Below are 24,818 nucleotides of genomic sequence, written 5' to 3' on the forward strand. Positions count from 1 at the left end.
GGCCAATACACGCTTGCAGAACTTCACCAGCGCTCGGAGCAGGCGCGCGTATTCCGAATGCGGAAGTGAAAGCCCAGTAGCGTCGAAGAGAGTGAAGCGCATGGAAAAGTGCTGCGGCCCCGTGACTACGTCGGCTAAGGTCGACAGCTCAGGTCGGCGCTCTGTGCTGAAAGACCGCTTGTTGGCTTGACGAGACCCCTGAATGTCTCGCGCCTCAATCGAGTCAAGGTCCCTTTTTTGGCCGACCAGAGCCCCACGACCGTGCGCGGCGATCGTCGCGGGCGTGCTCGCGATGCAAAGGGCGTGACCCGACCCGGAGCTGCCGCTCAGCGCATCGTGCCCGTAGGCGGAAGTCGGCTGGAAACCGGCCACTCGTCTGGAATCGATACTGATGACTGCCCGCCGTCGACACAGCCAATTCGACGGGAACTGCTTCGCCGCAAACAACATGAGACAGCTGCCGCACAGACGTGGAGGGGCAAGCGCATTGAGTTGCAGAGCGAAATCTCGATGCGTCTTCGTCTAATCCGGCCTTACCCCGCAAGCGGACTTGTGGTCGCAATATCCTCGGTTACGGCCAGGAACCTCGCAATGTCACTCAGCGCACAACGATGCAACGATGAGAGCCACGGTTGTTCGACTTGTTCCCGACTCTCGGCAAGTAGCCCTCCAGCCATCGACCAGATCGATACTCTTGGCACCGTCAATGGGTTCAACTAGGCGAGGTGTGCCCAAGATCCGTTGGTCGTCTTCTGACCAGTCGTTGCACTAACGTCTGTGAGCCGCGATATCAGAATTGACGCAGAAGATTTAGCCTTTCCGTGAACATCGCTCACGAGAATCACGGTCGCGAACATTAGCCCCGCCATCCAGCAGCATTGATGATAAGTTGGGTGATCTCGTCGGGATGGGAAATCAGCGAGAGATGGCTTGCTTTGACCTCGATGGTTTTGGCGCCCATACGCTTGGCCATGAAACGCTGGAGATCGGGGTTGATCGTTCGGTCTTCAGTTGAAACCGCGTAGAAACTTGGCTTCGTTCGCCAGGCGGCCTGTGTCGTCCTGCCAGTGAGCAGAGCCTTCTGGAAAGGCTCCTGCGCGGCATACAGAACCTTGGCCTTCGCTTTCGGAAGGTCGCCTGCGAAATCGCGCAGAAACGCTTCCTCGGTAAGACGTCCTTCGTCGCCGTCGAAGACAATCCCGGCGGAGGCGGGCGGTGTTGGATATGTCCTGGCCAACGCCGTGTAATCCTCGCCAGCGTCCGGTGCCCGTGCAGCCACATAGACGAGGGCAGAAACATCTGGATGCGTACCGGCTTCTGTCACGATCATTCCCGAAAAGGAATGTCCGACCAGAACCGTCGGACCATCCTGCCGCTCCAGCACCCGCTGGGCCGAGGCAACCGCATCAGGCAATGTCGTCAAGGGGTTTTGGACAGCCGTGGCATTGAGCCCCACTGCCTGCAATCGCGATATCACTTCCGACCAGCACGACCCGTCAGCGAACAGCCCATGCACGAGGACGATATTGCGCGCCTTCCCCGGAGCAGGCGTTGCTGCTACGCTGCGAGTAGAAATAAGCGACGCGGCAGCGCCGGCAACTAGGGCGGCCGAGAAGTTACGTCTGTTAATCGTCATGACCCGTCTTCCTTCTTAAGGTTGTCTGCTTGGTGAAATGTGTCAGGCGCCGGCGGTACAGGCAGAATGATCTCCGAAGCCACCTTCCAGTCTTTGCCGATTTTTATCCAGTTGATTAACAATAGAAACGGCTTGGGGGTTCCGTCCTGACCCGCATATGAGACCGTGATATCCGCTGGCGCATAAGATTGCGCTATGTCCTTTGTCAGGCCGACGACCTTGAATTTCGAATAATCCGGCCGCAGCACGACAGGGCCGGAGGTTCCGATATCGCGCAGTTTCTGATCGATCGCCTCATTGCCCCAGAAGCCAGCCCAGTTCCCTTCCGTAGGGATCGCACTTTTAGCGACGAGAAGGGCCGAAGGAGATTGCCAGAACATCTCATGGAGCGCTTTGAAGTCGTGGCGGTTGGCTAATTGCATGAGATGGCCAAAATCCGATCGAAGTGTGTTCAGAGTCTTCGCATCCAGGGGTTCCTTATAGATGCCAGAAGTGCTCGCGAAACATCCCGTAGAGAAAGTCAGTGTGGCGACAACGGTCAATATCATTTGACGCATGATCAGATTCCGGTGGGGAGATAGATGGCTCTTTTCGGGGGCGGGCAATCGTGTGGCGACCCCATCGCAGTGCTTGCGGCGTCGGAACGAGCAAGGATTGATTGTTCTGGAAAACAAGACGGGCAGTATTACCCTCCAGACAGCGCGATGTGTGCCCGTTGTGCGACGGGATTCAGAACCAGCTTTGGCCGGCTGATTGGCTCCCATCAACCTGGCATCGTCGCGCGGCTGAGCTATGTTCGTCACCCCTTCAACTCAAAAATGCTATCAATCTCAACCGGGATGCCCATCGGCAACGAATGCACGCCCAGTGCGCTTCGAGCCGGCAGATTGTCTTGCCCAAACAGCGTCAGCAAAAGATCACTGGCACCATTGGCCACTTGCGGATGCTGAGCGAACGACTGTTCTGCACGCACGTAGACTGTTAGCCGGCTGCATCGCTTGACGTTGTCGAGTCCGCACGCCTCATCGACACAGGCCAGGATCATGAGCATCGTCAGGCGGGCCGCGTCTTGAGCTTTTTCGAGTGAAATATCGCGGCCCACGATTCCGACGATTGGCTTGCCATCTTCGAAAGGGCCGAGCCCGGATACATACAGTTGGCTCCCCGAAACGGAAACCGTTCGATAGGAGCCAAGCGGGTTGATGGGCAGTGGCAAATGTAGGCTCGCTTGCCCGAGCCGGTCAAATACGTTCATCTTCGGGCTTGACGTTAGGTGAATAGAAACAGATTTGGCCTGGACTTGGCGCGACGCAGTGAGATCGAGCATCCGATACAGCGGACGACGATCGTCGGTTGTGGCTTGATTCCGGGTATCAAGGTGAATGGCTGACTCGCGCATTGGCGCTATTCTTGCGGATGATCGCCGCACTTCCACCGAGTTGAAGTAATCGATCAGTTCGGCCAACGCATCACGTATCGAGAAGTGTGCGAGTCCCGTTCTTCAGGTGCTGATGTGTACGCACCACGGGAAAGTCAATCGCCGTGTTTGCAACGACGTTCGCGTAGTTCGTCAAGACGCTAAGTGCGATGTGCGCAACGATCTCGACGAGTTGCGCATCGGTGTAACCAGCCGCCTTGATGACGCGCAGATCTTCGTCGGATACGTGGCCACGTTCGTGCGCGACCTTCGCGGCGAACTGCACGGCAGGCGCGGCCTTTGGATCATTAGAGCCACCATTTCGATTGGCGGACATTTCCGCTTCGTCGAGCTTTGCTACGTTCTTTCCCAAATAGCTGTGCGCCGACATGCAATAGTCGCAGCCGTTGATTTCGGCGACGGCGAGAGCAATGCGCTCGCCGATTTGTACTGGAAGCTCGCCTTTTGCCAAGGCTCCGGCCAGACTGAGGTAGCCCTCGAGCGCCGCAGGGCTGTTGGCCATCAGACGAAACAGATTCGGCGTAACACCCAGCTTCTTGTTGATGGCTTCCAGGAAGGCCTGGGAAGCAGCGGGCGCATCTGCGATCGTGGCGGGCATCTGAAGACGGGACATATTGGCTCTGCCTTTGGAAACAAGAGAAATTGTCTAAAACAATGGATGCGCATGCGCCTATCGGGTGGAACACTCGGTACAGACCATCGAAGAGCGGCCCGCAGGACAGTGAGCGGAAGCCCGGATATATCGAGCCCCGCCGGAGCAACGCACTTGAAAGCGAAACGGAGGATGACGAAGCCGTCACGCCTCGCTTCGTGAACCGGCCGCGACCGGCTATTTCGCAGCGGCCTCGATCGCCTTTGCCAGTCCGTCGGGATCGGTAAGGAAAGGCGTATGTCCCGTCTGCAGGGTGTACTGCGCTCTCACGGGAGTTGCGGCAACCATCTTCGCCTGGAACGAGGGGCTGATGACCTGGTCCATGGCCGTGTGGATATAAACCTTGTCGACCTGGCCAAAGTTGGTGGATGTCAGGTGCACGGGCGTTGCTAGCGGGCCCACGGGTTCATCCAGAATCAGATTCGGGATTGCCTTGCGCAATTCGTCAGGACCTCCATTCGCAAAGAGATCCGCGCGTGCCGAATAATCGATGGAGGCAATGCCCTTTTCCTTGTCGATCTGCAGGTGCGGTCCGATTTTGGCGTCTGCATCCTTGTTGGCCATCGAAACTAGCGAGTCGCCATTTTGCGGCAGGTACGCAGCAACGAAGACCAAAGTCTTGATCCTATTTGGCGCCGTTTCCGCGGTGTCGGCGATGACGATGCCGCCGAAGCTGTGGCCGACCACGACGGCCGGGCGATGGGATTGGTTCAGCGCTGCGACCACCGTGTCGCGATAGAGGTCAAGGCTGACTTTGTCCGGTGTGGCGGGCGCGCCCGGACGGCCTGGCAGTTCAACCGCCACAACCTTATAGCCATCGGTCTGAAGCCTGGATGTGACATGTCCCCAGACCTGGGCGTCTTCGAAAGCGCCGTGGACCAGAACGATCGGGGGTTTGTGCGCAGCCATCGCATTGGTACCGAACGCGAATGCTGAAATGGAAAGAGCAGCGAGGAGGAGTTTCATCTACATTGATTCCTTAAAGAGACATGGGTGTCGATGTCGTGAATTTGAATTTGTCTTTGGAAAGATCGTTGGATGCGCGTCGCGCATCTCGATTTAACTTAGGAATCAAGATCAATGCTACGTCAGAGAGGAACTGATGGGCGCGGATCGACGAATTGTCCGCGATCTTCCGATCTTACTAATGCATCGAGGCAGGCACGGCTTTCACGCCACCTATACGACGGTGACGCTGGCGGCGGCACTCCCGCTTCCGACCCAGTCACATGGCGTAAGCGCGTGTGCTGGAACGAGAGGTTTGTTTGAAAGCGGTCTTTGCTAATTGCGTATGAGAGATATGAACCATAGTGCGTGAGAGTGTTCTTCCTTTTCAGATACGGTAGGACCTTGGCTATCTACTCTAAAGAACGTATCCGGGACTGACCATATCTCAGCGTCTGATTTGCATGATCTATCGTACGATTGACGCACTCGGACAATCGCAGCAGATCGACCCCGCTTGGGGATTGGCGCGATGCCATTGAAACGAAGCCGTTGCAATGACAGCTACTACCGACGGATCCAGCCAACGGTGTGAAACTGTCAAGGGAGCTCCGAACTTCGCGTGACAAAGGCGCCTGTCTGTGCGATTCGATGCGCGTCACGCGGTGGATAGCCGAACTCCTGCTTGAAAGCACGACTGAAGGCTGCCTCCGAACCATAGCCGGCGCTGTGGACCACTTCGGTCACCTTCAAGGTTCCTGCGCGTAGCAAGTCTGCTGCGAGCGTCAATCTCCACCGTGTCAGATAACGCAACGGTGGAAGCCCCACCACCGCCGTGAAGCGATCCGAAAACATCGATCGCGACATCATCGCCGTCTCGGCGAGCGACGAAACTGTCCATGCCCGGTTAGGTTCCAGATGCATTGCGTTCAACGCGCGGCCGACGCGTTCGTCGCTCAGTCCGGACAACCAGCCAACCCGATCGCCTTGCCGGCTGACCCACATCCGCAAGGTGCGAATAACAAGCAAATCGATAAGCCGCGAGATCATCAGCGATGACCCCGGCCCGGCGCTACGCGATTCGACGTCAAGGAAATGCGAGATGGAGGCCAGCCAGGCGGGTTCGCTGACTTTGTCGCATGTCAAATGAATCAGCCCGGGAAGCCCGGTGAGAAAAGAGCGTAACGGCGCCCCATCAAAATAGAACGATCCCGCGAGAAAGGATCCTGCCACGCCTTCGCCAGCCGCCCATTTGAACGTCTGCGCATCTCTGCTGGGGGTAAAGTCCACCACCGCCTCAAAGCGTTGATGTGCTTTCCTGCTCGGCTCGCTTCGAATCGTATGTCCGTCCGCATGAGGCAAAAGAACGAAGTCGCCTGGGCGGAGCATCACGGAGGGGCCATTGCGTTGAGACACTGACAGTTCGCCGGTGCGCAAATGCAAAAACGTCGCCGGTCCCGGCGGAAAAATCACCTCGGTGGAACTGCCCAGCTCGCCGTGGAAAACGTGGTCCCCGCGAAGGCGAATCAGCTTGAGTACCTGGGACAGGACATCGGCGTGCTCGGACTGCATGAGTTACTCCTTTAGGGCACGTCCACAAGACTGCGCCCATCAACGATGTGTGCAAGGCCAAGAGACTAACAGCTGCTTTAGGGCCAGCATCGTACCGTGAATGCCCCCTCCGATATGCGGACATATCTTCAGCCGACCGAACGCCAGACCGGGCGAGTTGTCCGATCCCAGCTTGTCTTCAGCCATTCGAGCATTTCGCACAAGTGGTCGCTTCATGGCCAACCAGAGCCCCACGACCGAGCGCGGCGATCGTCGCGGGCGTGCGTGCGATGCAAAAGGGCGTGACCCGACCCACTACGGTCAGACGCCCCCCTCCAAAGCGGTCAGTCAGTCGAATCACGGTTTTGCGAGCTGGAGCACCTTAAAGCGGCCATCGGCAAGCTCACACAACCGGCCAACAAGAGGCTGACCTGCATCGCCAGCGTCACCGTCAGGTCGGAGGCCGCGTTGATGGACCAAGCCTCGCCTTCTACAAAACGCTGCATCAGATCGGGCGGCCAGGTGCGCGCTGTTAGCCGACACTGGTTTGCGAATGGCAGCGAACCAGGCGTCCGAGGCGCCTATTTAATGAAATCCTGGATTGCGGTGACGGTGGCCTTGGGGTTTTCTTCCATCAGCCAATGGCCCGAGTCGGGGATGACGGCGCCCTGTACGTTGCTGAAGGCCGCCTTGGCGACAACGGCCATTTCCGGACCGAAAGATTTCTCGCCGCCGACGGCCAGGACAGGGATCGGCAGCGGGCCGTTGGCCAGGAACGCCTGGTTGTCGACAGCGTCCTGGTCGAACGCATGGAACTGCTCGAAGCCGTCGTGCATCGCATTCGGCCGGGCGTAGAGCCTGGCGTAGTGGACGCGGCTCGCTTCATCGAAGTTCTTGGGGTTGGCCGAGAAGTCATTCCAGAACCGGTCGAGGTAGATCCGCTCGCGACCCTTGACCAGCCGTTCCATGTCGGGTCCGCCAAACCGGAAATGCCAAAGGAGAGGATTCTTCAGAATCTCTTCCCAAGGGCCGACGCCGGGAATCGGGGCGTCCATCAGGACCAGATGCGTGACGCGTTCCGGCTGCTCGGCGACGAACGCGAAGGCGACCATGTTGCCGATGTCGTGGGCGACGACGTCGACTTTGTCCACGTGCAGCGCGTCGAGCACATCGGCCACATCGTGCCCCTGATTCTTCTTGTCGTAGCCGGTGGCTGGATGGGCGGAAAGGCCCATGCCGCGCAGGTCGGGTACGATCACCGTATGGGTTTGGGCGAGCGCGGCGGCGAGCGGTTCCCACATGTCGCCGCTTTCGCCATAGCCGTGCAACATGACCACAGCCGGCCCGTGTCCTCCGACGCGGACAAATATCCGGGTTCCGTTCGCGGCGATCGTTTCGGTTCGGAAGCTGCTCGGGTAAGGCGTCACGCCAGCCGCACAAGGTTGCGCGGCAAGTACTGAGCAGCATGCAATCAGGGACGCGAGCATTCGGATCATGATGAGCACCTTTGGGCCTGGTTGGTGGCGCTAACGATAGGTGCCCGCCGGATCGGCGGCTTGAAGAAACTTATCGAACTTGTCGCTCGATCCGCTGCCGTCAAGTTCCGAATGCGCTGCACGGCGCTAGCCGCGGGAGGATTGGCGGCCTGCGGCCATAATAGATTCGTTCAAGTTCGTGCATGAGCGGTCGGCTATGATCGGTTTTGTCACACGGTCGACCCAGATTTCTAATCGTGTGCAGTGACCTCATCACTTCACCGCGCCTCGATCGGAACAAGGGTGCCACATGACAACGCAGCTCGAAAACGCGCACGTCTCCATGCAAGATACGGAGCAAGGTAACGCCACGTTGACCGGCGACCTTCAATCCTGGGAGCGAAGCTTCCGCATCGCGATCGACACCATTCCCGGGTTGGCCTGGTTCGGCAGCGCCGATGGGCCGGTCGAATTCTTGAACAAACAGTGGTGCGAATACACGGGCATTGCGATGGACGATGCGTTGGGCTGGGGGTGGACCCGCACCATTCATCCTGAGGATTTTCCCCGTCTCGAGGCCCAGTGGAGCGATGCACTGATGCGCCGCCTGCCGGGTGAGCTCGAGGCACGCGTGCGCCGGTCCGACGGCGAATATCGCTGGTTTCTGTTTCGCTACGCGCCGCTACAGGACGATACGGGCCGAGTGCTCAAATGGTACGGGGCCAACATCGACATCGAAGCACGCAAGCTCGCTGAGAAGGCGTTGCAGGCGTCGGAGCAACTGGCTCGCGCGCAGGTCGATGCCCTCAAGAGTTCCCTCGATGCCCTCGCGATGGAACCGGACCCGAATCGGCTCGTCGCGCACAGCCTGCGGACCTTGTCTCGGCAATTCGACGCGCACAGCATGAGCGTATGGCGCCGCGATCCGGCCGACGGCACGGTTGGGCTGGCATACGCTTTCGAAGACGGTTACGTCATACCCAACACCGACTCGCGGTTCGCCGGGCTGGATCTGTCGCTACCGATGGACGAGGCCTATCCGTGGCCCGAAGTGTTCCGTTCCGGAAAGGCGAACGTTATCGAGGATATTCGGGCCGTTCCGTCCTTTCCCTTGTGCGACAGGCTGATCCCGCTCGGTATCGTCACGGTTCTTTTAGTGCCGATGGTCATCGCCGGGTGTTTGGAAGGCGCCATCGGACTTCGCTTCAAGCAGCGCCGCGCCTTCCGGAGCGAGGAGGTCGAGCTGGCCCAGGCACTGACCAATCAGACCACCCTGATGATCCGGTTGGCCGAGTTGTCGGCGCAAGGCCGGGAAACCGCGATTACGGCGGAACGCAACCGCATCGCGCGCGATATTCACGACACGCTGGCACAAGGCCTGACTGGCGTCATCGTCCAGCTAGAGGCTGCAGAAGACGCCAGCCGGCGCGGCCTCGGGCGCGACGCGGAGCGGCACGTCACATCGGCGCGCAATCTGGCGCGAGAAAGCCTGAGCGAGGCCAGGCGGTCTGTTGCGGCGCTGCGTCCTCAGCCTCTCGAGGAAGGCGCCGTCACCGATGCCCTACGCGTGCTCATCAGGCGGTTGACCGATGGCGTCGCACTCGACGCCGATTTCCGCGTTCTGGGCGTGCCTCGGGCGCTTCCGCGCGACTGGGAAGACAACCTGTTCCGGATCGCACAGGAGCTCGTGACCAACGTGCTTCGCCATGCCAAGGCGTCTCGTATCGCCGTCACCATTGCCTTCACCGAAGAGGACGTCCGGCTCGAATGTGCGGACGACGGCTGCGGCTTCGATTCGTCCGCGAAACATGAAGGCTTTGGCGTAATGGGCATACGCGAGCGTATCGACGCCATGGGGGGCCGGATGAAGTTGACGAGCTCGATCGGTCGCGGCACCGAGGTGTCGATTCGCCTGCCAACCCCTTCTGTGGTGTCCGGCGCGCCACGAGCGTGACGATGGAGCTATCGATGTCTGACACGAATCAGCAGCCGGCACCCATACGCGTTCTCATTGCCGACGACCACGTGACGGTTCGAGAGGGGCTGGCAGCGATCATCGGGCGGCAGCCGGACATGGTCGTGGTCGCGGAGGCCACCAACGGCCAGCAGTGCGTCGACCGATGGCTCGAGTGCCGTCCCGATGTGACCTTGCTGGATCTGCGCATGCCGATTCTCGACGGCGTGGGCGCGATAGAAGCGATTCGCCGCGCCGAACCCTCGGCCAGGTTGATGGTCTTGACCACGTTCGACAGCGATCACGACATCTCCCGGGCCATCATGGCGGGAGCCAAGGGATACATGCTCAAGGACGCTCAGCGTGAGGAACTGTTGGAATGCATCCGCAAAGTTCACGCCGGCAAGACTCAGATTCCTTCGTTCCTCGTTGCAAAACTCGCAGCCGGTGTCAGCGGCGAGGCGCTGACGAGTCGTGAACTCGAAGTCCTCTCCATGCTGGCGGGCGGGTGCAGCAACAAGGACATCGGGGCGCGCCTCGGCATCGGCGAAACGACTGTCAAGTCTCATCTGCGCAGCATCTTCAGCAAACTGCAGGTCCTGAGCCGCACGGAAGCGGTGGCGGTGGGCAGCAGGCGCGGCCTTATCCGGTTGTAGATTTTGGGACTTCGCACGCCTCTAGTTCGAATGGATGAGGCCCGTATGATCCGTTAGCGCGGTACGCGTGCCCGTCGACCGATCAATAGATTGCGGACGCGATCGGCGCGATAGTGTGGCCCGGCGGGAGTGAATCTCTCCAACTCGAGGGCAATGACCATGCGCGCGTCGGTTGAAAACGAGAATGTCGTTTCGATTGTCACTGAGCTTCTCCAATGTGCAAGCCGGGTGCTCGAGCGGGATGGACAGAGCGCCAGGAAGGAAATCCAGCGGGCGCTGGATCTTCTCCTGGCCTGCCAGGCGAACAACACGGGAATCCAGCCGCGCAATACTGAATATCGCGCCCAGGGGTTGGCGCTTTGGCAAGCGCGACGGGTCATCGATCATGTCGCGGGCAATCTTGAGACGCAGATTCGAGTTGAAGAGTTGGCGAGCGTGACGCGGCTCAGCAAGAGCCATTTTTTCCGGGCGTTCCGGCTCAGTTTCAGCACGTCGCCGCACGCCTACATTCTCACGCTGCGGCTCGCGCGCGCGAGAGAGATGCTGATGGCAAGCGACGAGCAGATCAGTCGCGTGGCCGCGGCTTGCGGATTTGCCGATCAAGCGCATTTCTCGAGGATCTTTCGGCGGGAAATTGGCTGCGCGCCAGGATTGTGGCGGCGCGAGCAGCGCCGATCGTCCATCGCTGACAGGGCGAGTTCGGCGCCCGGCGCCGCGCCCCGCGTCGCGCGGGCATGCTAACCGGCAAGTTCGATACATTCGACGAAAGCCGGACACCCGTGAGCATCTAAACGTATCCCAGCAATCTACACTGGGCCGCACTCGTGCATCTCGCGGCCTCTATTCACGAGGTCCAGGAGAAACGACATGGATATGCAATTGAAGAATCGGCTGGCGCTGGTGACCGGCAGCACCGCCGGCATCGGTCTTGCCATTGCACAAGGGCTCGCCGCGGAAGGCGCGCGCGTCATCGTGAACGGCAGGACGCAGGAGGCGGTCGACCGGGCTGTGCGGTCGATTGCGGAGGCGACGGGTAACAAGCCGCTCGGTTTCGCCGGCGATCTGAGCGATGCCGCCCAGGCCGAGGCACTTGTGCGTGCGTTCCCGAACGTGGAGATTCTCGTCAATAGTCTGGGCATTTTCGAGCCCAAGCCGTTCGAAGAGATCCCCGACGAGGACTGGCGCCGTTTCTTCGACGTGAACGTGCTCAGCGGCGTGCGCCTCGCGCGTATGTATCTTCCCGCGATGCGGCGCGCCGACTGGGGGCGCATCATCTTCATCTCCAGCGAGAGCGGTGTGCAGATTCCGGTCGAGATGGTTCACTACGGCGTGACCAAGACCGCGTTGCTTGGCGTGTCGCGAGGTCTGGCCGAGACCGTCGCAGGGACCGGTATTACCGTGAACAGCGTTCTACCGGGGCCTACCAAATCACGAGGCGTTACCGACTTTGTCGATGCGTTGGCACAGGGTGACGAAAAGACATTCGAGCAAGTCGAAAAGGAGTTTTTCGAAAACATTCGGCCGACGTCCCTCATCAAGCGTTTCGCCTCGCCCGAAGAGGTCGCGTCGATGGTAACGTATCTTGCCAGCCCGTTGGCTTCGGCGACGACGGGGGCAGCGTTGCGTGTCGACGGTGGCGTCGTCAAGAGCGCTTTCTAGTGTTTTATTTTTATCCGCACCCCCAATGGCGGGAGATGACCGCTCTCGCTCATCAGTAATGCTGACCGTTATGTGGCGCTTACCGAAGGTTCGCCTGGAAGAACTGAAGGGCCATCTGATCGAGTTGTGTATGGAAGGCGGCCCGGTGAAACCCGACAGCATCGACGCACAGCTCCGGCGCGCCCGCCCGCCGGGAAAATTCACGATGCGGTGATTGCCGCCCATCCGCTTGCGGGCCAGCGGCGTCTAGTCGAGTTTCCATGCGCCCACCGCTTCGGCAAGCGTGCGGGCGCGTTCGTTGAGATCCTCGGTGGTAGTCATCAGATGCTGCACCATCCCGGCGTTCTGCTGTGTGACCGCATCGATGTCCTTGATGGCCTCGTTGAGCTGCCGCACGCCGTGGCTTTGCTCGCTTGCCGAGCGGCTCATGGCGTCGCTGAGTTGCGCGACTTCGTGCGCGGCGCTCACCACTTCGTCCATGGCGCTGCCCACGTCGGTACATAACCTCGCGCCCTCGGCAATCGTGCCGCGCGCGCTTCCAATCAGCGCTTCGATTTCGCGCGCCGCCTGGGCGCTGCGTTGCGCGAGGCTGCGTACTTCGCCGGCCACCACCGCGAACCCCTTGCCTTGATGGCCGGCGCGCGCGGCTTCCACGGCAGCATTGAGCGCCAGGATGTTGGTCTGGAACGCGAGTTCGTTCACGACGGACACCACGGCGCTGATCTGCTGCGAATCGCGGGCAATGGAATCCATCGAATCGATCACAGCACGTACGCGCGTGCGGCTGGCATGCGCCAGTTCCGATGCCTGGCCGGCGAGCCGGTTGGTCTGCTCGGCCACCTGCGCGCTGCGCTGCACGCCTTCGCTGATCTGCTGCGTCGTCGCCGCGGTTTGCTGGATGGCCGCTGCCTGCGATTCGGCGCCGCTCGACAGGCGCGCGTTCTGGGTATGCAGGCGACTCGCGCAATCGTCGACGGCCGCCGCTTCGCGGGTCACGGCGCTCAGCGTTCCGACGAGCCCTTGCTGCATCTGGGCGAGTGCGGCGAAGAGGCGCCGTGCCTGGGTGCGCTCATCCACGACGATGGCTTCGCGCAACTCGCCGAGCGCAATCGCGTGCACGGTTTGCATGGCGTGGTCGAGCGGCCGGACCACCTTGGCGCCGAGCCAGCGCCTTCCGGCAAACGCAAGCATGACGCTCGCGAGAGCAAGCGCCGCGAAGCTCCAGAGCGCGACGGCTTCAAGGCGATGCACGCCGGCAACGTAGGTTGCGAGCGCACCGTCGGGTGGCGCGCTCGCCGCGCTGGCCGCCGCTTCGGCGAGCGTGGCATACGCGTAGGCACACGCCGCGCCGCCGGCAGCAATCGTCAGCGACATCGCAAGTCCCGCGCCGACGATCAGCGTGAGCGCGGCGGGAATGCGGACGTTCCTCATCTCGATCTCGGCCTCCGGCGTCAGAACTTGTGTACCAGACCGGCGATCTCGGTCGTGATGTTCTTGCCTGCGCCTACGGCGATGCCGGGTCCTGCGGCGTCGGCCACGGTGAATGCCGTCGTGCCGTGATTGCGCACGCCCGCCACGCCGGCGTAGAAGCCGGTGCGCTTCGAGAACGGATAGTCGTAGCGCAAGGCCCATGAGAGCGCATGCCCGTCGCCGCCGGAGCGAAGCCAGTACTGCCCGAAGCTTGCCAGCAGCGAGCCGCCCACGACATGACGAATCAGGGCATTCACTTCATAGAAGTCGTGATTCGGTGTTGCGTAGGCGCTTGAAATCGATGTGCTCACGCCCGTGGCGTTGCGGTGCATTTGATAGAGCGCCGCGGTTTTCACCACGCCGAAGTCGTATGACGCGCCGATCAGATAGAAGCGTCCCGTGCCGACAGGCGTCGTTGCGCTGAGCGTGGCGCGGGGTGCGAAGCGCTGCTGCAGATAATCCGCGTCGGCGGAAAACGCGCCGGCCTTGAAGCTCACGCTGGCCGAAAGCGTGTCGCCGAGCGAAGCCGGCATGCCGCCCGATCCGTTCGCGCCACGCGCATAGAGGGCGCGCAGCGTGAAGCCCGCCATCTCCGGCGACGTGTAGCGCAGCGAGTTGGCCGTGCGCGCCGAGGGCACGAATACGTAATTGTTGGTGGCGTTACCCCAGGCGAGCGCATTGAGTTCGCCGAGCGAGTACGTCACGTAGGTCAGGAACAACGGCGTGTAGTTGTTGCCGGCCTGGATCTGGCCGAACGGGCCCTGCACGCCTACCCACGCCTCCCGGTTGAACAAGGTCGTGCTGTTGGCCATGGCGCCTGAATTCGAATTGAAGCCGTTCTCCAGCTTGAAGACCACGTTGTAGCCGCCGCCGATGTTCTCCTTGCCGAGCAAGCCCCAGCGCGAGGGCGCAACGGAACTCGTCGCTTCGCGCACGACGGTCTTGCCGCCTGCGTTGGCGGCCTGGATCGCCGTATCGATGATTCCGTAGAGCGTGACGGCCGACTGGGCGTGGGCGCTCGTCGCGTTGAGCGCGGCAACGGCGGCAAGGGCGGCGGTGGCGAGTGGGGCAAATTGCGGCTTCATGTCGTCTCCTGAACGGTGCCGTCGGGATGCGGCACTCTCTGAGGGCAGGAGTTTTGTGTATGAAGCAATCGAAGTCAATAAAAAATATACAAAACTATAGAAAACACCAGGTTGTATATTTGACGTGAAATCTGCGGACGAACGGCTGCCGCGCCCGGGGCGACGGGGCGCGGCAGTACGGCAGGCAAGACGGGAGGGCGGTCAGCGGGAAGGCGGGAACAGATCGGCGTCCGCGAGGATGATGTCCGCTGTCTGGTGGTAGTGCGTGGTGAGGAGCTTGATGGCGAGCGCCGCGTCGCCGGCTACGACCGCGTCGAGCATGGCTTTGTGCTCGGCGCCTTCGTGGCGTCGCGGAAACACTCGCCGCACGGAAAGCTGCCGGTAGCGGTAGAGCTGGTCGGCAAGCTGGTCGCAAAAGCTGATGAGCCAGCGTGACTGGCACCCGCCGATCAGCGCGCGATGGAACTCGCGGTGGCGGCGCTCCCACTCGGGGTTCTCCTTGTACTCGGTTTCGCTGAGCGAGCGCGGCACCTTGGAGAGCCGGTGATAGGCCAGCACAACGGCTTCTTCCCACTCCACCGAGCGGCTCGCGAAGGCTTCGCGCAGCGCGACTTCCTCCAGCCAGCAGCGCGTTTTCGTGATTTCCTGAAGGTCGCTCGCGCTGATGCCCGCTACCGCGAAGCCACGCTGGTCGCGCCGTTCCACGAGTCCATCCGACGTCAGGCGATTGAGCGCCTCGCGAACGGGGGTCTGTCCGGCCTGGTACTGCTCGCAAAGGAACTCGATCTGCAGCCGGCGTCCCGGCTCCAGCTTGCCGTCGAGCAGGTCTGCGCGGATGCGGTCGTACAGGTTCGTGGCGAGCGTGGCGGCGCTGGCGTTGGCGCCGCCCGCGCCTGCGGGCGTTACGGGAGAGATCGCTGTGCGTGACAACTTCACACCTTCAGAGGTTTCGTCTGGCGCAAAGTATATCTGATCCGCGCGCGGTTCCGGTGCGATCTGACTGTTTTGGGGTTTTCCCTTTGAAAATACATAAAAACGTCGACATGAGAGTTTTGTATATATTATGATCGGCAACAGGTCGAATCGCTGGAGGCATAGGAATGGAGACATTGACGCTGGATCAAGCCAATCGCATCGTCGCGGCGGCGCTGCAGGCGGCCCGCCGCGACGGATTGCGGCCCATGGCGCTCGTCGTGCTGGACGAGGCGGGCCAGGTGAAGCTGGTGACGCGCGAGGATGGCGCCACGCCGCTTCGCGTGGATATCGCGCACGGCAAGGCCGCAGCGGCGTTCGGCATGGGCATCGCATCGCGCACGCTGCACGAGCGCGCCAGTGGCAACCCGGTGTTCTTCAACGCCATCGCGCCCGCGTGCGGCGGCAAGTTCATCGCGCAGACCGGTGCGGTCGTGATCGTCGCGCCGAACGGGCAGACCATCGGCGCGATAGGCGCAAGCGGCGGCACGGGGGACGAGGACGAAGCCATCTGCATCGAAGGTCTGCGCGCAGCGGGCTTCGCGCACCGTTGACGCGAGGCGCGCCATGCAAGTTGCTTACCGTTGCGCATGCCACGGCATCGACATCCACGCGCACGTCGTGCCCGCCGAATTTCCGCGCTATCTGGGCGCGAGTGCGCCGCGCGACTGGCCGTCCATGCAGCCGGCGCACGCCTGCCACCGCCACGTGGTGATCGACGGCAAGATCTATCGCACCGTGTCCGACCTGTGCTGGGACACGGATAAACGCCTTGCCGACATGGACAGCCAGAACGTGGCCGTGCAGGCGATCTCGCCCATGCCCGAGTTGCTCTCCTACTGGATGGCGGCCGCCGATGCGCTGCCGCTGTTGCAGTACCTCAACGACACGATCGCAGGCATGGTGGAGGCGAGCGGCGGGCGACTCGTCGGGCTCGGCGCGGTGCCGCTGCAGGACGTGGACGCGGCGATCCGCGAACTCGAACGGCTGATGGCGATGCCGGGTGTTGCGGGCGTGGAAATTGGCAGCAACATTAATGGCGCGCCGGTGGGCGCTCCGCAGTTCGACGCGTTTTTCGAAACCTGCGAAGCGCTTGGCGCGGCAGTATTCGTCCATGCGATCAGACCGGCTGGCAAGGAGCGTCTCGTCGGTCCCGCCCAGCTGGTGCAGGCGCTCGCTTTTCCGTCCGACGTCGGGCTCGCCGCCGCTTCGGCCATCACGTCTAACCTGATCGTGCGGTATCCGAAACTTCGTATTGGTTTCAGTCACGGCGGCGGTACCCTGGCTTCGCTGCTGCCCCGCCTCGAACAGGCCAGCCGCGTTTTCGCGCCGCTGCGCGAGACGCTTCAGGCTGCGCCGCGCGAGCAGGCACGCGGCCTCTGGTACGACTCGCTCGTGTTCGATCCGGCCACGCTGCGCCATCTCGTCGAAACGTTTGGCGACACGCGCGTGATGCTGGGTACCGATTACCCGTTCGCGTTCCGCGAGCACGATCCCGTGGGCGGCGTAGTCCGACTCGGGCTCGACGCCGCGGCCGCCGAACGGCTCATCTATCGCAACGCCCGGGAATTTCTGGGCATCAGCAACGGAGCATGACATGACGCAGTGCCTCGTCACCGGCCTGAGAGGCATCGAGATCGGCGTACCGGATCTCGAACTGGCCGCGGCCTTTTACGCACACACCTGGCATCTCACCGAACTCACGCGACGCCCGGAAAAAGTCTACTTTCGCGGCACGGGTGCCGCACACCACATCCTCACGCTCGCGCAGAGCGAACGTGCCGACGTGCGCGCCATCGAGTTCAGTGTGGCCGACGTCGCGCACCTCGATACGCTCGCGCAGTCCATCGTCCTGCATGGCGGCACCGTGATCTCCGGTCCCGCACCCACGACGATGCCAGGCGGCGGCTCGATGCTCGAAGCACTCGATCCGCAGGGGCGCGTGCTGCGCTTCATCGCGGGCGCGCGCAGCCATGCGGATACGCAAAGCGTGAAAGACCGTCCCATCAAGATCACGCACGTCGTGCTCAACAGCGAGAACGTGGCGGTCGCGCAGGCGTTCTTCGAAAATGCGCTGGGCTTCAGGCTGTCCGACCGCACGCGCATCATGGCCTTCATGCGCTGTTCGAGCGATCACCACAGCATCGCGCTCGCAGATGCGCAGGAGAACACGCTCAATCACATCGCTTTTCTGATGCCGGACCTCGATTCCGTGATGCGCGGCGGTGGCCGTATGAACGACGCGGGCTATCCGGTGGAATGGGGCGTGGGGCGCCACGGGCCGGGCAACAACGTGTTCGCGTATTTCCTCGGGCCCGCCGATTTCGTCATCGAATACACAGCCGAGGTGCTACAGGTGGACGACAGCTACCGCACAGGCGGCCCGGACGACTGGAAGTGGCCGCCGGGGCGCATCGATCAGTGGGGCGTGGGGCGCGCGCCGTCCGAGCGCCTCAAGACCGCGCAGAAAACCATCTTCTTTCGCCGGCCGCAAGGTGTTGGGCACTGAGCGACAACTGAGCGGCATCTGCCCTGAAAGAACGTTTCCCTCAACCGATTGATTCATCCGATAACTCGAATACATCATGAAACTGGTTACTTTCCGATCGGGCGACACCACGCGCCTGGGTGTTCTGGACGGCGAGCATGTCGTCGACCTCAACAAGGCCGACGCCCGCGTGCCGGCGGATCTGCGCGCGGCGCTCAAGGCTGGCGTGGACCTCAACGCGGCCGCACAACGTGCTATCGCGAGCGGCGAGCATCGCGCGCCCTACGCGTCGCTCGAACTTGCGCCCGTCGTGCCGGAGCCGGGCAAGATCGTCTGCCTCGGCCACAATTACTACGACCACGCGAAAGAGGGCGGCAATCTGAAGCCCGTTTATCCGCTCATCTTCTTTCGCGGCGCCTCTTCGCTGATCGCGCACGAAGACCCGGTGATCCGTCCGCGCGTATCGGAAAAGCTCGATTACGAGGCCGAACTCATGATCGTGATCGGCAAGCGCGCGCGCCACGTGAAGCGCGAAAACGCGCTCGACTACGTGTTCGGCTACGCATGCTTCAACGACGTTTCGGTGCGCGACTATCAGAAGCGCACGACGCAGTGGACCATCGGCAAGAACTTCGACGGCACGGGCGCGTTCGGCCCGTGGCTCGTGACCGCCGACGATCTGCCGCCCGGTGGCGAAGGCCTCACGTTGCGCCTCATCCTCAACGGCCAGGTGATGCAGCAGGCGAGCACGAGCGACATGATCTGGGGCGTGGCCGAAACCATCGAGCTGCTGACCGAGTGCCTGACGCTCGAACCCGGTGACGTCGTGGCGATGGGCACGCCCGCCGGCGTGGGCTGGGCGCGCGATCCTTCGGTGTGGCTCAAGCATGGCGATGTGGTGGAAGTGGACATCGAACGCGTGGGCCGTCTGCGCAACACGGTGCAGGACGAAGCGGGTGCGTGACGATGGCGACAAGTAACCATTACGAAGTGATCGTGGTCGGCTTCGGGCCGTCCGGCGCCGTGGCAATCGCTTTGCTCGGGCAGCTTGGCCGCAAGGTACTGTGCGTGGACCGCGCGCGCGAGGTGTACGACAAGCCGCGCGCCATCGCCGTGGATCACGAGATCATGCGCGTGTTCCAGGGCCTTGGCGTGGTGGACCGCATTGCCGAACACATCGCCGTGTTTCCGCCTTCGGAGTACTACGGCGTGGACGGCCAGCTCATCAAACGCATCGACACGGTGCCCAAGCCCTGGCCCCTCGGCTACATGCCGACCATGGTGTTTACGCAGCCTCCGGTGGAAGCCGCGCTGCGCGAGCATGCGAGCGCGTATGAATCGGTGGAAGTGGCGCTCGGCACGGAACTCGTGGACTTCGAACAGAGCACGCACGGCGTGAGCGTTCAGTTGAAGGACGACACGGGTGCCGCGCGCGCGGTCACGTGCGATTACCTGATTGGCTGCGACGGCGCTTCGAGCACGGTGCGCACGCAACTCGGCATCGCTTACGAAGACCTCGTGTTCGACGAGCCGTGGCTCGTGGTGGATGTGCGCGTGAACGAAAGCGGCCTTGCGAAGCTGCCGAAGGTGGCGGTGCAGTACTGCGAGCCGTCGCGGCCGTGCACCTATGTCGTCGGGCCGGGCGCACATCGTCGGTGGGAAATCATGCTGATGCCCGGCGAAGACCCGCGCGAGATGCAGACCGAGGCACAGGTGTGGAAGCTGCTGTCGCGCTGGCTTTCGCCTGAAGACGGTCAACTGTGGCGCGCCGCGAGTTATCGCTTTCATGCGCTCGTCGCGCAGGAATGGCGGCGCGGACGCATTTTCATTGCCGGCGACGCGGCGCATCAGCAGCCGCCGTTCATTGGTCAGGGGATGTGCCAAGGCATTCGCGACGTGGTGAATCTCGTCTGGAAGCTCGACGCCGTGATGAGCGGCACGGCCCAGCCCGCGCTGCTCGACAGCTACGCCGCGGAGCGCGGCCTGCACGTACGGCAGCTCACCACGCGCATCAAGGAACTCGGCAAGGTGATCTGCGAGCGCGACGTTGCTGCAGCACGCGAGCGCGATGCACGCCTCTTGCGTGAAGCGGCCGGCCAGATCAGGACGATTGCGCGCCAGGACATCGTGCCGAAGCTCGAAGCGGGTTTGCTTGCGAGCGCCGCGCATGCTGCCAACGGCACGCTGTTTCCGCAGCCGCGCGTGCGTGTTGATGTCGTGGTTGCCGACGGTGGCGATGGCGCCAATGCGGCCTTGCTCGATACCGTGGTGGGTGGCCATTGGCGCATCGTCACGCTGGGTAGCGAGCCGGTTTCACAGGCGGCGCGCGATGCCGCGCAGCGCATCGGCGCGCAGCTCGTCGAACTCGTGTCGGACGGCGACGTGAATCGGGCGGCCGCATGGCCCGGCGTGCATCGCGTCGTGGAAGTGGATGGCGTGCTCGCGGCCTGGTTCCGGCGCAACGAATGCAGCGCGGCGATCGTGCGTCCCGACCACTACGTCTACGGCGTAGCGAGCGATGCGGCGACGCTCGCCGCATCGCTCGAGGAACTGGAGACCGCCCTGCACGGCTGACACCTCGCAAGCGGAGCGCGGCCTTCACCACGCCCGCGCCCCGCATGCACCCACCGGTGAAGCCGCCCTCAAGAGGCGGCGCCGAAACTACACAACACGGAGACAATCTTGGCAACGTCCATCAATGTGAGGGAGGAGCTGGCGCAAGCGCGCATCGGCGCCTTCCATCTGCGTTTCGCCGTACTCGTCGCGTTCATCATGTTCTTCGACGGCTACGACCTCTTCAACGCCGCCTATGTGATTCCGCTCGTGCGCCACGCGTGGCAGCCCACACCCGCCATGATCGGCATGATGCTGTCGAGCGGCATAGTCGGGCTGTCGATCGGCTCGGTTCTGCAGGGCTTGATAGCCGACCGCATCGGCAGACGCAAGGTGATGCTCGGCGCGCTCTGGATGCTCACGGCGGCCAGTGCGGTGCTCGCCACCCTGGTGCATTCGGCCGTGGCTTTCGCGCTGGCGCGTCTCGTTATGGGCACCGCGCTCGGCATGGTCACGCCGCTTGCGCTTACCTGCATCAACGAATGGGCGCCCCGGCGCAACGCCAACGCCTTCGCGACGTGGGTGTTCCAGTTCGGTTTTTCAGCCGGCGGCATTTTTGCCGGCATTGCGGGCATTACGCTCACGCCGCATTTCGGCTGGCAGTCGCTCTATTTCGTGGGCGTGCTTTCGGCCTTTGTCGCGCTTGCGGCTTCGCGATGGCTACCCGAATCGGCGCAGTTTCTCGCGCTGCGCGGCCGCATGGACGACGTGCGCGCGCTGCTGACAGCCGTGCGGCCCGAGCGTGCCCAGGTCTATCGCGACGCCGCGATCCAGCCGATGAAGCCGGCTTCGCGTGCGGGTTCGGTCGTCGATCTGCTGTCGCGCGAGTATCGCCACAACACGCTCGTGCACTGGATTGCAGGCGCGCTGAGCCTCTTCTGCATTCACGGGCTCACGGGCTGGCTGCCGTCGCTCGTGGTGGCGGGCGGCGGCGCGGTGTCGTCGGCGTTCGGCTACGGCACGCTCGTGATGATCGCCTCGGTGTTCGGCGGCATTTCGATGGGCTGGCTCGCCGACCGTCTGCAAAGCCGTATTCGCGCGATGGTGGTGGGCTACCTCGCCGCGGGCGTCTTCATGGCGGCGCTTTCCGTGGCGTTGGGCAAACCCGTCGCAATGGTGCTGGTGGCGGGCGCGGGCTTCTTCGTCTTCGGCGCGCAGGCGGTCATGAACAACTACCAGGCCATGTGCTACCGCACGGAGATTCGCGGTACGGGCATGGGCGTAGCGGTTGGACTAAACCGCATAGGCGGCATACTCGGACCCGTCATCGTGGGCGTGGCCGCTTCCATCAATCCCGACCCGATGTGGACTTTCGCGCTATTTACCTGCGCGCTGGTGCTGGCCGCTGGCGTGATCGCGCTAGGCCGCACCGAGATTGCCGCGCTGCCCACGGCCGAGGCGAGCGAGGTGAACGACACGCAATGCGCCGGGGAGGTCGTGGCGCCAGGAGCGCGACACGATCCCGGCGTGGCCGGCTGAAGCGCAACGCACGACGTGCAACGCCGCGTTCGCCTGCACGCGCCGTTGCACAACGAGAGGCCGCCCGACGATGAGGCGGCTTTTTTACATGCGACGCAAAGCGACCCAACTCGACCCGCCTGCTTCGACGAGCCGGCTGCCAACCGGCCCGACCCGATGCCCACCGGGCATCGTCGGCTTCGTCATTGAGGATGCGGCGCCCACAGCGGGAAGGCGAGATTCAGCCAGACGTTGCTGCTCTTCGACGTATTGGCCGCATACACGCCTTGCTGGTAATTCATGCTGATGTTGTACCAGCGGCCGTCGTACGCGATGGACGGGCCGATCGCGAAACTCCGATACCGGTTGCCGCCCGAGGCCACCGTCACGCCGTTGAGCTCGTCGTCGCCGAACTGGTTCACGTAGGCGCCCACCACCCCCAGCTTCCACTTGCCGAAGTTCCATCCCGCCTGAAACTCGCCGGCATAGCCCGTGCCCGAGCGGTAACCGGTGTCGCCGTTTTTCTGGTTGAGCATGAGGCGGCTGGACAGACCGACGTCGATGCCGTTCGGCACGTTGTAGCGGATCGACAGCACGGGCTGTATCGACAGGTATCCCTCGGCCACGCTCGTCTTCGTCGGGCTGTAGGAGCCCGTTTCGAAGGCGAAGTCGAGACCGGGCGAAATCGCGAAATTGGGCGTGACGTCCCATTTCAGGATCACCGGCGAAACGGTGATGTTGGACAGGCCGTTCTGCGTCGACTTGTTGCCGGCCACGTCGGTGTGCAGCCATACCACCGGCACGACGAGCTGCGAGTACACGTTCGCGCCCAGCACGGTCACCGGATAGGCGACGAGCACGCGCGTCGTTTCCGAGAACGCCGACGAATGAAACGGAACCGGCAGCTTCTTGCCGTCGTTTCCGTAGAGCCCGTTTGCGAAGCTGTAGTTGAACTGCTCGAGCGCGAAGATGCCCGGTATGGGCGGCATCGAGCCGATGTTGGTGCCCGCCGCGCCGGCCGGATAAGGCGCGACGTTGCCCTCGAAAGCGTGCGCCTTGCCCGCGAAACCTGCGGCCGCGATGGTGCCCGCCGCGACGGCGGCGATCGTTCTCGTATTCATGTCGTCTCCTCGACAGTCTTGTTGATGTAATGGCCCGGGCGGTGTCGTGAGTGAACACGCGCCCGGGAGGTGAAACGGCTTCAGAAGGGGTAGTGGCGCGGTGCGGTCTGTAGCGTGAGCCAACGCAGATCGGTGAAAGCGTCGATGCCGGCCTGGCCGCCGAAGCGGCCCCAGCCGGATTCTTTGACGCCACCGAACGGCATCTGGGCTTCGTCGTGCACCGACGCGCCGTTGACGTGGCAGATGCCCGTCTGGATGCGCTGGGCCACGCGCCAGCCGCGCGCGACGTCGCGCGTGAACACGGCCGAAGACAAGCCGAACGCCGTGTCGTTCGCGCATGCGATCGCGGCTTCTTCGCCCGCCACGCGCACGATTGCCTTGACCGGCGCAAAAGTCTCTTCGTGGTAGATCTTCATCGCAGGCGTGACGCGATCGAGCAGCGTGGCCGGCATGAGCACCGTGCCGGCCTTGCCGCCGCAAACGAGCGTTGCGCCCTTGGCCAGCGCATCGTCGATCAGCGCGTTGCAGCGATGGACCGTGGTCATGTCTACGACGGAGCCCAGCACGACCGCGCCGTTACGTGTATCGCGCGGGTCGCCCGACGGCAACGACGCGGCTTTCGCAGCCAGGCGGGCGACGAAGTCGTCTGCGATGGCGTCGTCCACGACGATGCGTTCCGTGGACATGCAGATCTGGCCGGAATTGGCGAACGCACCGAAGGCGACCGCGGCCACGGCATCGTCGAGGTCGGCATCGTCCAGCACGAGGGCCGGCGCCTTGCCGCCCAACTCCAGTACGGCCGGTTTCAGGTAACGGGCGCAGGTGAGCGCAATGAGGCGGCCGACGCGCGTGGAGCCGGTGAAGTTGACGCGACGCACGGCAGGGTGGCCGATCATTGCTTCCACGACGGCCGCTGCGTCGTCCGGGGCGTTCGTCACGAAGTTCACCACGCCGGCCGGCAGCCCGGCATCCTCCAGTGCTTCGACAATCAGGCTGTGCGTTGCGGGACACAGCTCGCTTGCCTTGAGCACGACGGTGTTCCCGCAGGCGAGCGGCACGGCGATTGCCCGCACGCCGAGAATGACGGGTGCGTTCCATGGGGCTATGCCGAGCACCACGCCCGCCGGCTGGCGAACGGCGAGAGCGAGATTGCCGGGCAGGTTCGAAGGGATGAGTTGCCCTTCGATGCGCGTAGTGAGGGCGGCCGCCTCCTGCAACATGTCGGCGGCCAGATGCACGTTGAACGAGGCCCACAGCGCAGTCGCGCCGGTTTCCCCGGCCATGGCCGTGGCGAATGCGGGGGCTCGCGCGCGCAGTACGGCGGCCGCGGCGAGCAGCAGGGCGCGGCGCTCGCCTGGGCTTGATGCCGACCACGCGGGAAAGGCGTCGGCGGCACATTGCACGGCGCTCATGGCGTCTTCGGGCGCCGCCGCAGCGGCCATCGTCGCCACAGTGCCGTCCAGCGGATTGCAGCGCTCGAAGGTCGCGCTGTTGCGTGCGGGCCGCTTCTCGCCGCCGATGATCAATTGAACTCTCGTGGGCATGTGCTTGATAGTTTCGGTGTGGGTGGGAGGACGTGAGCGCCCCTCGTTGCGCGCGGGAAAAAAGCGTGCGTGTAGCCACGCGCAGCCGAGGCTGCGCGGTC

General features: G+C 62.9%; 23 protein-coding genes. 11 read left to right on the plus strand and 12 right to left on the minus strand.

Annotated features, from left to right (window positions below):
• Window positions 1–856 precede the first annotated feature (856 nt).
• The 7 genes from PKKP23_RS26365 to PKKP23_RS26395 all read right to left on the minus strand — a co-directional run bounded on the left by PKKP23_RS26365 (window position 857) and on the right by PKKP23_RS26395 (window position 7,718).
• The gene (locus PKKP23_RS26365; RefSeq protein WP_017774881.1) at window positions 857–1,636 is read right to left on the minus strand and encodes an alpha/beta fold hydrolase; all 780 of its coding nucleotides are present in this window, start codon (window positions 1,634–1,636) and stop codon (window positions 857–859) included.
• Entirely contained in the window at window positions 1,633–2,193 is a 561-nt protein-coding gene (locus PKKP23_RS26370; RefSeq protein WP_126879054.1) for a hypothetical protein, read from the minus strand. The genes PKKP23_RS26365 and PKKP23_RS26370 overlap by 4 nt, the downstream gene beginning before the upstream one ends.
• A 242-nt stretch (window positions 2,194–2,435) precedes the next feature.
• The gene (locus PKKP23_RS26375; protein ID WP_026121451.1) at window positions 2,436–2,891 is read right to left on the minus strand and encodes a RidA family protein; all 456 of its coding nucleotides are present in this window, start codon (window positions 2,889–2,891) and stop codon (window positions 2,436–2,438) included.
• Between the two features lie 214 nt (window positions 2,892–3,105).
• Complete coding sequence (locus tag PKKP23_RS26380; protein ID WP_126879055.1) at window positions 3,106–3,687, minus strand: carboxymuconolactone decarboxylase family protein; 582 nt, start codon at window positions 3,685–3,687, stop codon at window positions 3,106–3,108.
• 216 nt (window positions 3,688–3,903) lie between these two features.
• Window positions 3,904–4,692, minus strand: a complete 789-nt coding sequence (locus PKKP23_RS26385; RefSeq protein ID WP_126879056.1) for an alpha/beta fold hydrolase — start codon at window positions 4,690–4,692, stop codon at window positions 3,904–3,906.
• A 579-nt stretch (window positions 4,693–5,271) separates the two neighbouring features.
• Window positions 5,272–6,243 carry an AraC family transcriptional regulator gene (locus PKKP23_RS26390; RefSeq protein WP_017774886.1) on the minus strand — a complete coding sequence of 324 codons (972 nt, stop codon included), beginning with the start codon at window positions 6,241–6,243 and terminating at the stop codon, window positions 5,272–5,274.
• A gap of 560 nt (window positions 6,244–6,803) precedes the next feature.
• Entirely contained in the window at window positions 6,804–7,718 is a 915-nt protein-coding gene (locus tag PKKP23_RS26395) for an alpha/beta fold hydrolase (RefSeq protein WP_205703019.1), read from the minus strand.
• Between the two features lie 289 nt (window positions 7,719–8,007).
• On the opposite strand from PKKP23_RS26395, the gene PKKP23_RS26400 reads away from it, so the two are divergent.
• The 5 genes from PKKP23_RS26400 (at window position 8,008) to PKKP23_RS33820 (ending at window position 12,180) form a co-directional block, all read left to right on the plus strand.
• Window positions 8,008–9,651, plus strand: a complete 1,644-nt coding sequence (locus PKKP23_RS26400; RefSeq protein WP_126879057.1) for a sensor histidine kinase — start codon at window positions 8,008–8,010, stop codon at window positions 9,649–9,651.
• Window positions 9,652–9,665: 14 nt separating this feature from the next.
• Complete coding sequence (locus PKKP23_RS26405; RefSeq protein WP_026121453.1) at window positions 9,666–10,307, plus strand: response regulator; 642 nt, start codon at window positions 9,666–9,668, stop codon at window positions 10,305–10,307.
• Window positions 10,308–10,460: 153 nt separating this feature from the next.
• Entirely contained in the window at window positions 10,461–11,048 is a 588-nt protein-coding gene (locus PKKP23_RS26410; RefSeq protein ID WP_126879058.1) for a helix-turn-helix domain-containing protein, read from the plus strand.
• Between the two features lie 126 nt (window positions 11,049–11,174).
• Window positions 11,175–11,966, plus strand: a complete 792-nt coding sequence (locus PKKP23_RS26415; RefSeq protein ID WP_017774891.1) for an SDR family NAD(P)-dependent oxidoreductase — start codon at window positions 11,175–11,177, stop codon at window positions 11,964–11,966.
• 58 nt (window positions 11,967–12,024) lie between these two features.
• Complete coding sequence (locus PKKP23_RS33820; protein WP_161978145.1) at window positions 12,025–12,180, plus strand: hypothetical protein; 156 nt, start codon at window positions 12,025–12,027, stop codon at window positions 12,178–12,180.
• 32 nt (window positions 12,181–12,212) lie between these two features.
• Here PKKP23_RS33820 and PKKP23_RS26425 read toward each other — a convergent pair whose 3' ends face one another.
• The 3 genes from PKKP23_RS26425 to PKKP23_RS26435 all read right to left on the minus strand — a co-directional run bounded on the left by PKKP23_RS26425 (window position 12,213) and on the right by PKKP23_RS26435 (window position 15,457).
• Window positions 12,213–13,397, minus strand: a complete 1,185-nt coding sequence (locus PKKP23_RS26425; protein WP_126879059.1) for a methyl-accepting chemotaxis protein — start codon at window positions 13,395–13,397, stop codon at window positions 12,213–12,215.
• A 20-nt stretch (window positions 13,398–13,417) separates the two neighbouring features.
• Window positions 13,418–14,521, minus strand: a complete 1,104-nt coding sequence (locus tag PKKP23_RS26430) for a porin (protein WP_126879060.1) — start codon at window positions 14,519–14,521, stop codon at window positions 13,418–13,420.
• A 201-nt stretch (window positions 14,522–14,722) separates the two neighbouring features.
• On the minus strand, window positions 14,723–15,457 hold the full coding sequence (locus tag PKKP23_RS26435; protein WP_017774895.1) for a GntR family transcriptional regulator: 735 nt from the start codon (window positions 15,455–15,457) through the stop codon (window positions 14,723–14,725).
• 164 nt (window positions 15,458–15,621) lie between these two features.
• On the opposite strand from PKKP23_RS26435, the gene PKKP23_RS26440 reads away from it, so the two are divergent.
• From PKKP23_RS26440 to PKKP23_RS26465, 6 genes are all read left to right on the plus strand, one after another.
• The gene (locus tag PKKP23_RS26440; protein WP_126879061.1) at window positions 15,622–16,047 is read left to right on the plus strand and encodes a GlcG/HbpS family heme-binding protein; all 426 of its coding nucleotides are present in this window, start codon (window positions 15,622–15,624) and stop codon (window positions 16,045–16,047) included.
• A 13-nt stretch (window positions 16,048–16,060) separates the two neighbouring features.
• Window positions 16,061–17,089, plus strand: coding sequence for an amidohydrolase family protein (locus tag PKKP23_RS26445; protein WP_126879062.1), 1,029 nt, complete (start codon window positions 16,061–16,063; stop codon window positions 17,087–17,089).
• 1 nt (window position 17,090) lies between these two features.
• Complete coding sequence (locus PKKP23_RS26450; RefSeq protein WP_126879063.1) at window positions 17,091–18,002, plus strand: VOC family protein; 912 nt, start codon at window positions 17,091–17,093, stop codon at window positions 18,000–18,002.
• A 76-nt stretch (window positions 18,003–18,078) separates the two neighbouring features.
• Window positions 18,079–18,945, plus strand: coding sequence for a fumarylacetoacetate hydrolase family protein (locus PKKP23_RS26455; protein ID WP_126879064.1), 867 nt, complete (start codon window positions 18,079–18,081; stop codon window positions 18,943–18,945).
• 2 nt (window positions 18,946–18,947) lie between these two features.
• Window positions 18,948–20,555 carry a bifunctional 3-(3-hydroxy-phenyl)propionate/3-hydroxycinnamic acid hydroxylase MhpA gene (gene mhpA, locus PKKP23_RS26460; protein ID WP_420873252.1) on the plus strand — a complete coding sequence of 536 codons (1,608 nt, stop codon included), beginning with the start codon at window positions 18,948–18,950 and terminating at the stop codon, window positions 20,553–20,555.
• A gap of 108 nt (window positions 20,556–20,663) precedes the next feature.
• A complete protein-coding gene (locus PKKP23_RS26465; RefSeq protein WP_126879066.1) occupies window positions 20,664–22,073 on the plus strand; it encodes an MFS transporter in 1,410 nt (469 codons plus the stop codon).
• Between the two features lie 182 nt (window positions 22,074–22,255).
• Here PKKP23_RS26465 and PKKP23_RS26470 read toward each other — a convergent pair whose 3' ends face one another.
• Together PKKP23_RS26470 and PKKP23_RS26475 are read right to left on the minus strand one after the other, a co-directional pair.
• Complete coding sequence (locus tag PKKP23_RS26470) at window positions 22,256–23,173, minus strand: SphA family protein (protein ID WP_126879067.1); 918 nt, start codon at window positions 23,171–23,173, stop codon at window positions 22,256–22,258.
• 80 nt (window positions 23,174–23,253) lie between these two features.
• The gene (locus PKKP23_RS26475; RefSeq protein WP_126879068.1) at window positions 23,254–24,717 is read right to left on the minus strand and encodes an aldehyde dehydrogenase; all 1,464 of its coding nucleotides are present in this window, start codon (window positions 24,715–24,717) and stop codon (window positions 23,254–23,256) included.
• Window positions 24,718–24,818 lie beyond the last annotated feature (101 nt).

The organism is Paraburkholderia kururiensis JCM 10599 = LMG 19447 (assembly GCF_003986935.1).
GTDB lineage: Bacteria > Pseudomonadota > Gammaproteobacteria > Burkholderiales > Burkholderiaceae > Paraburkholderia > Paraburkholderia kururiensis.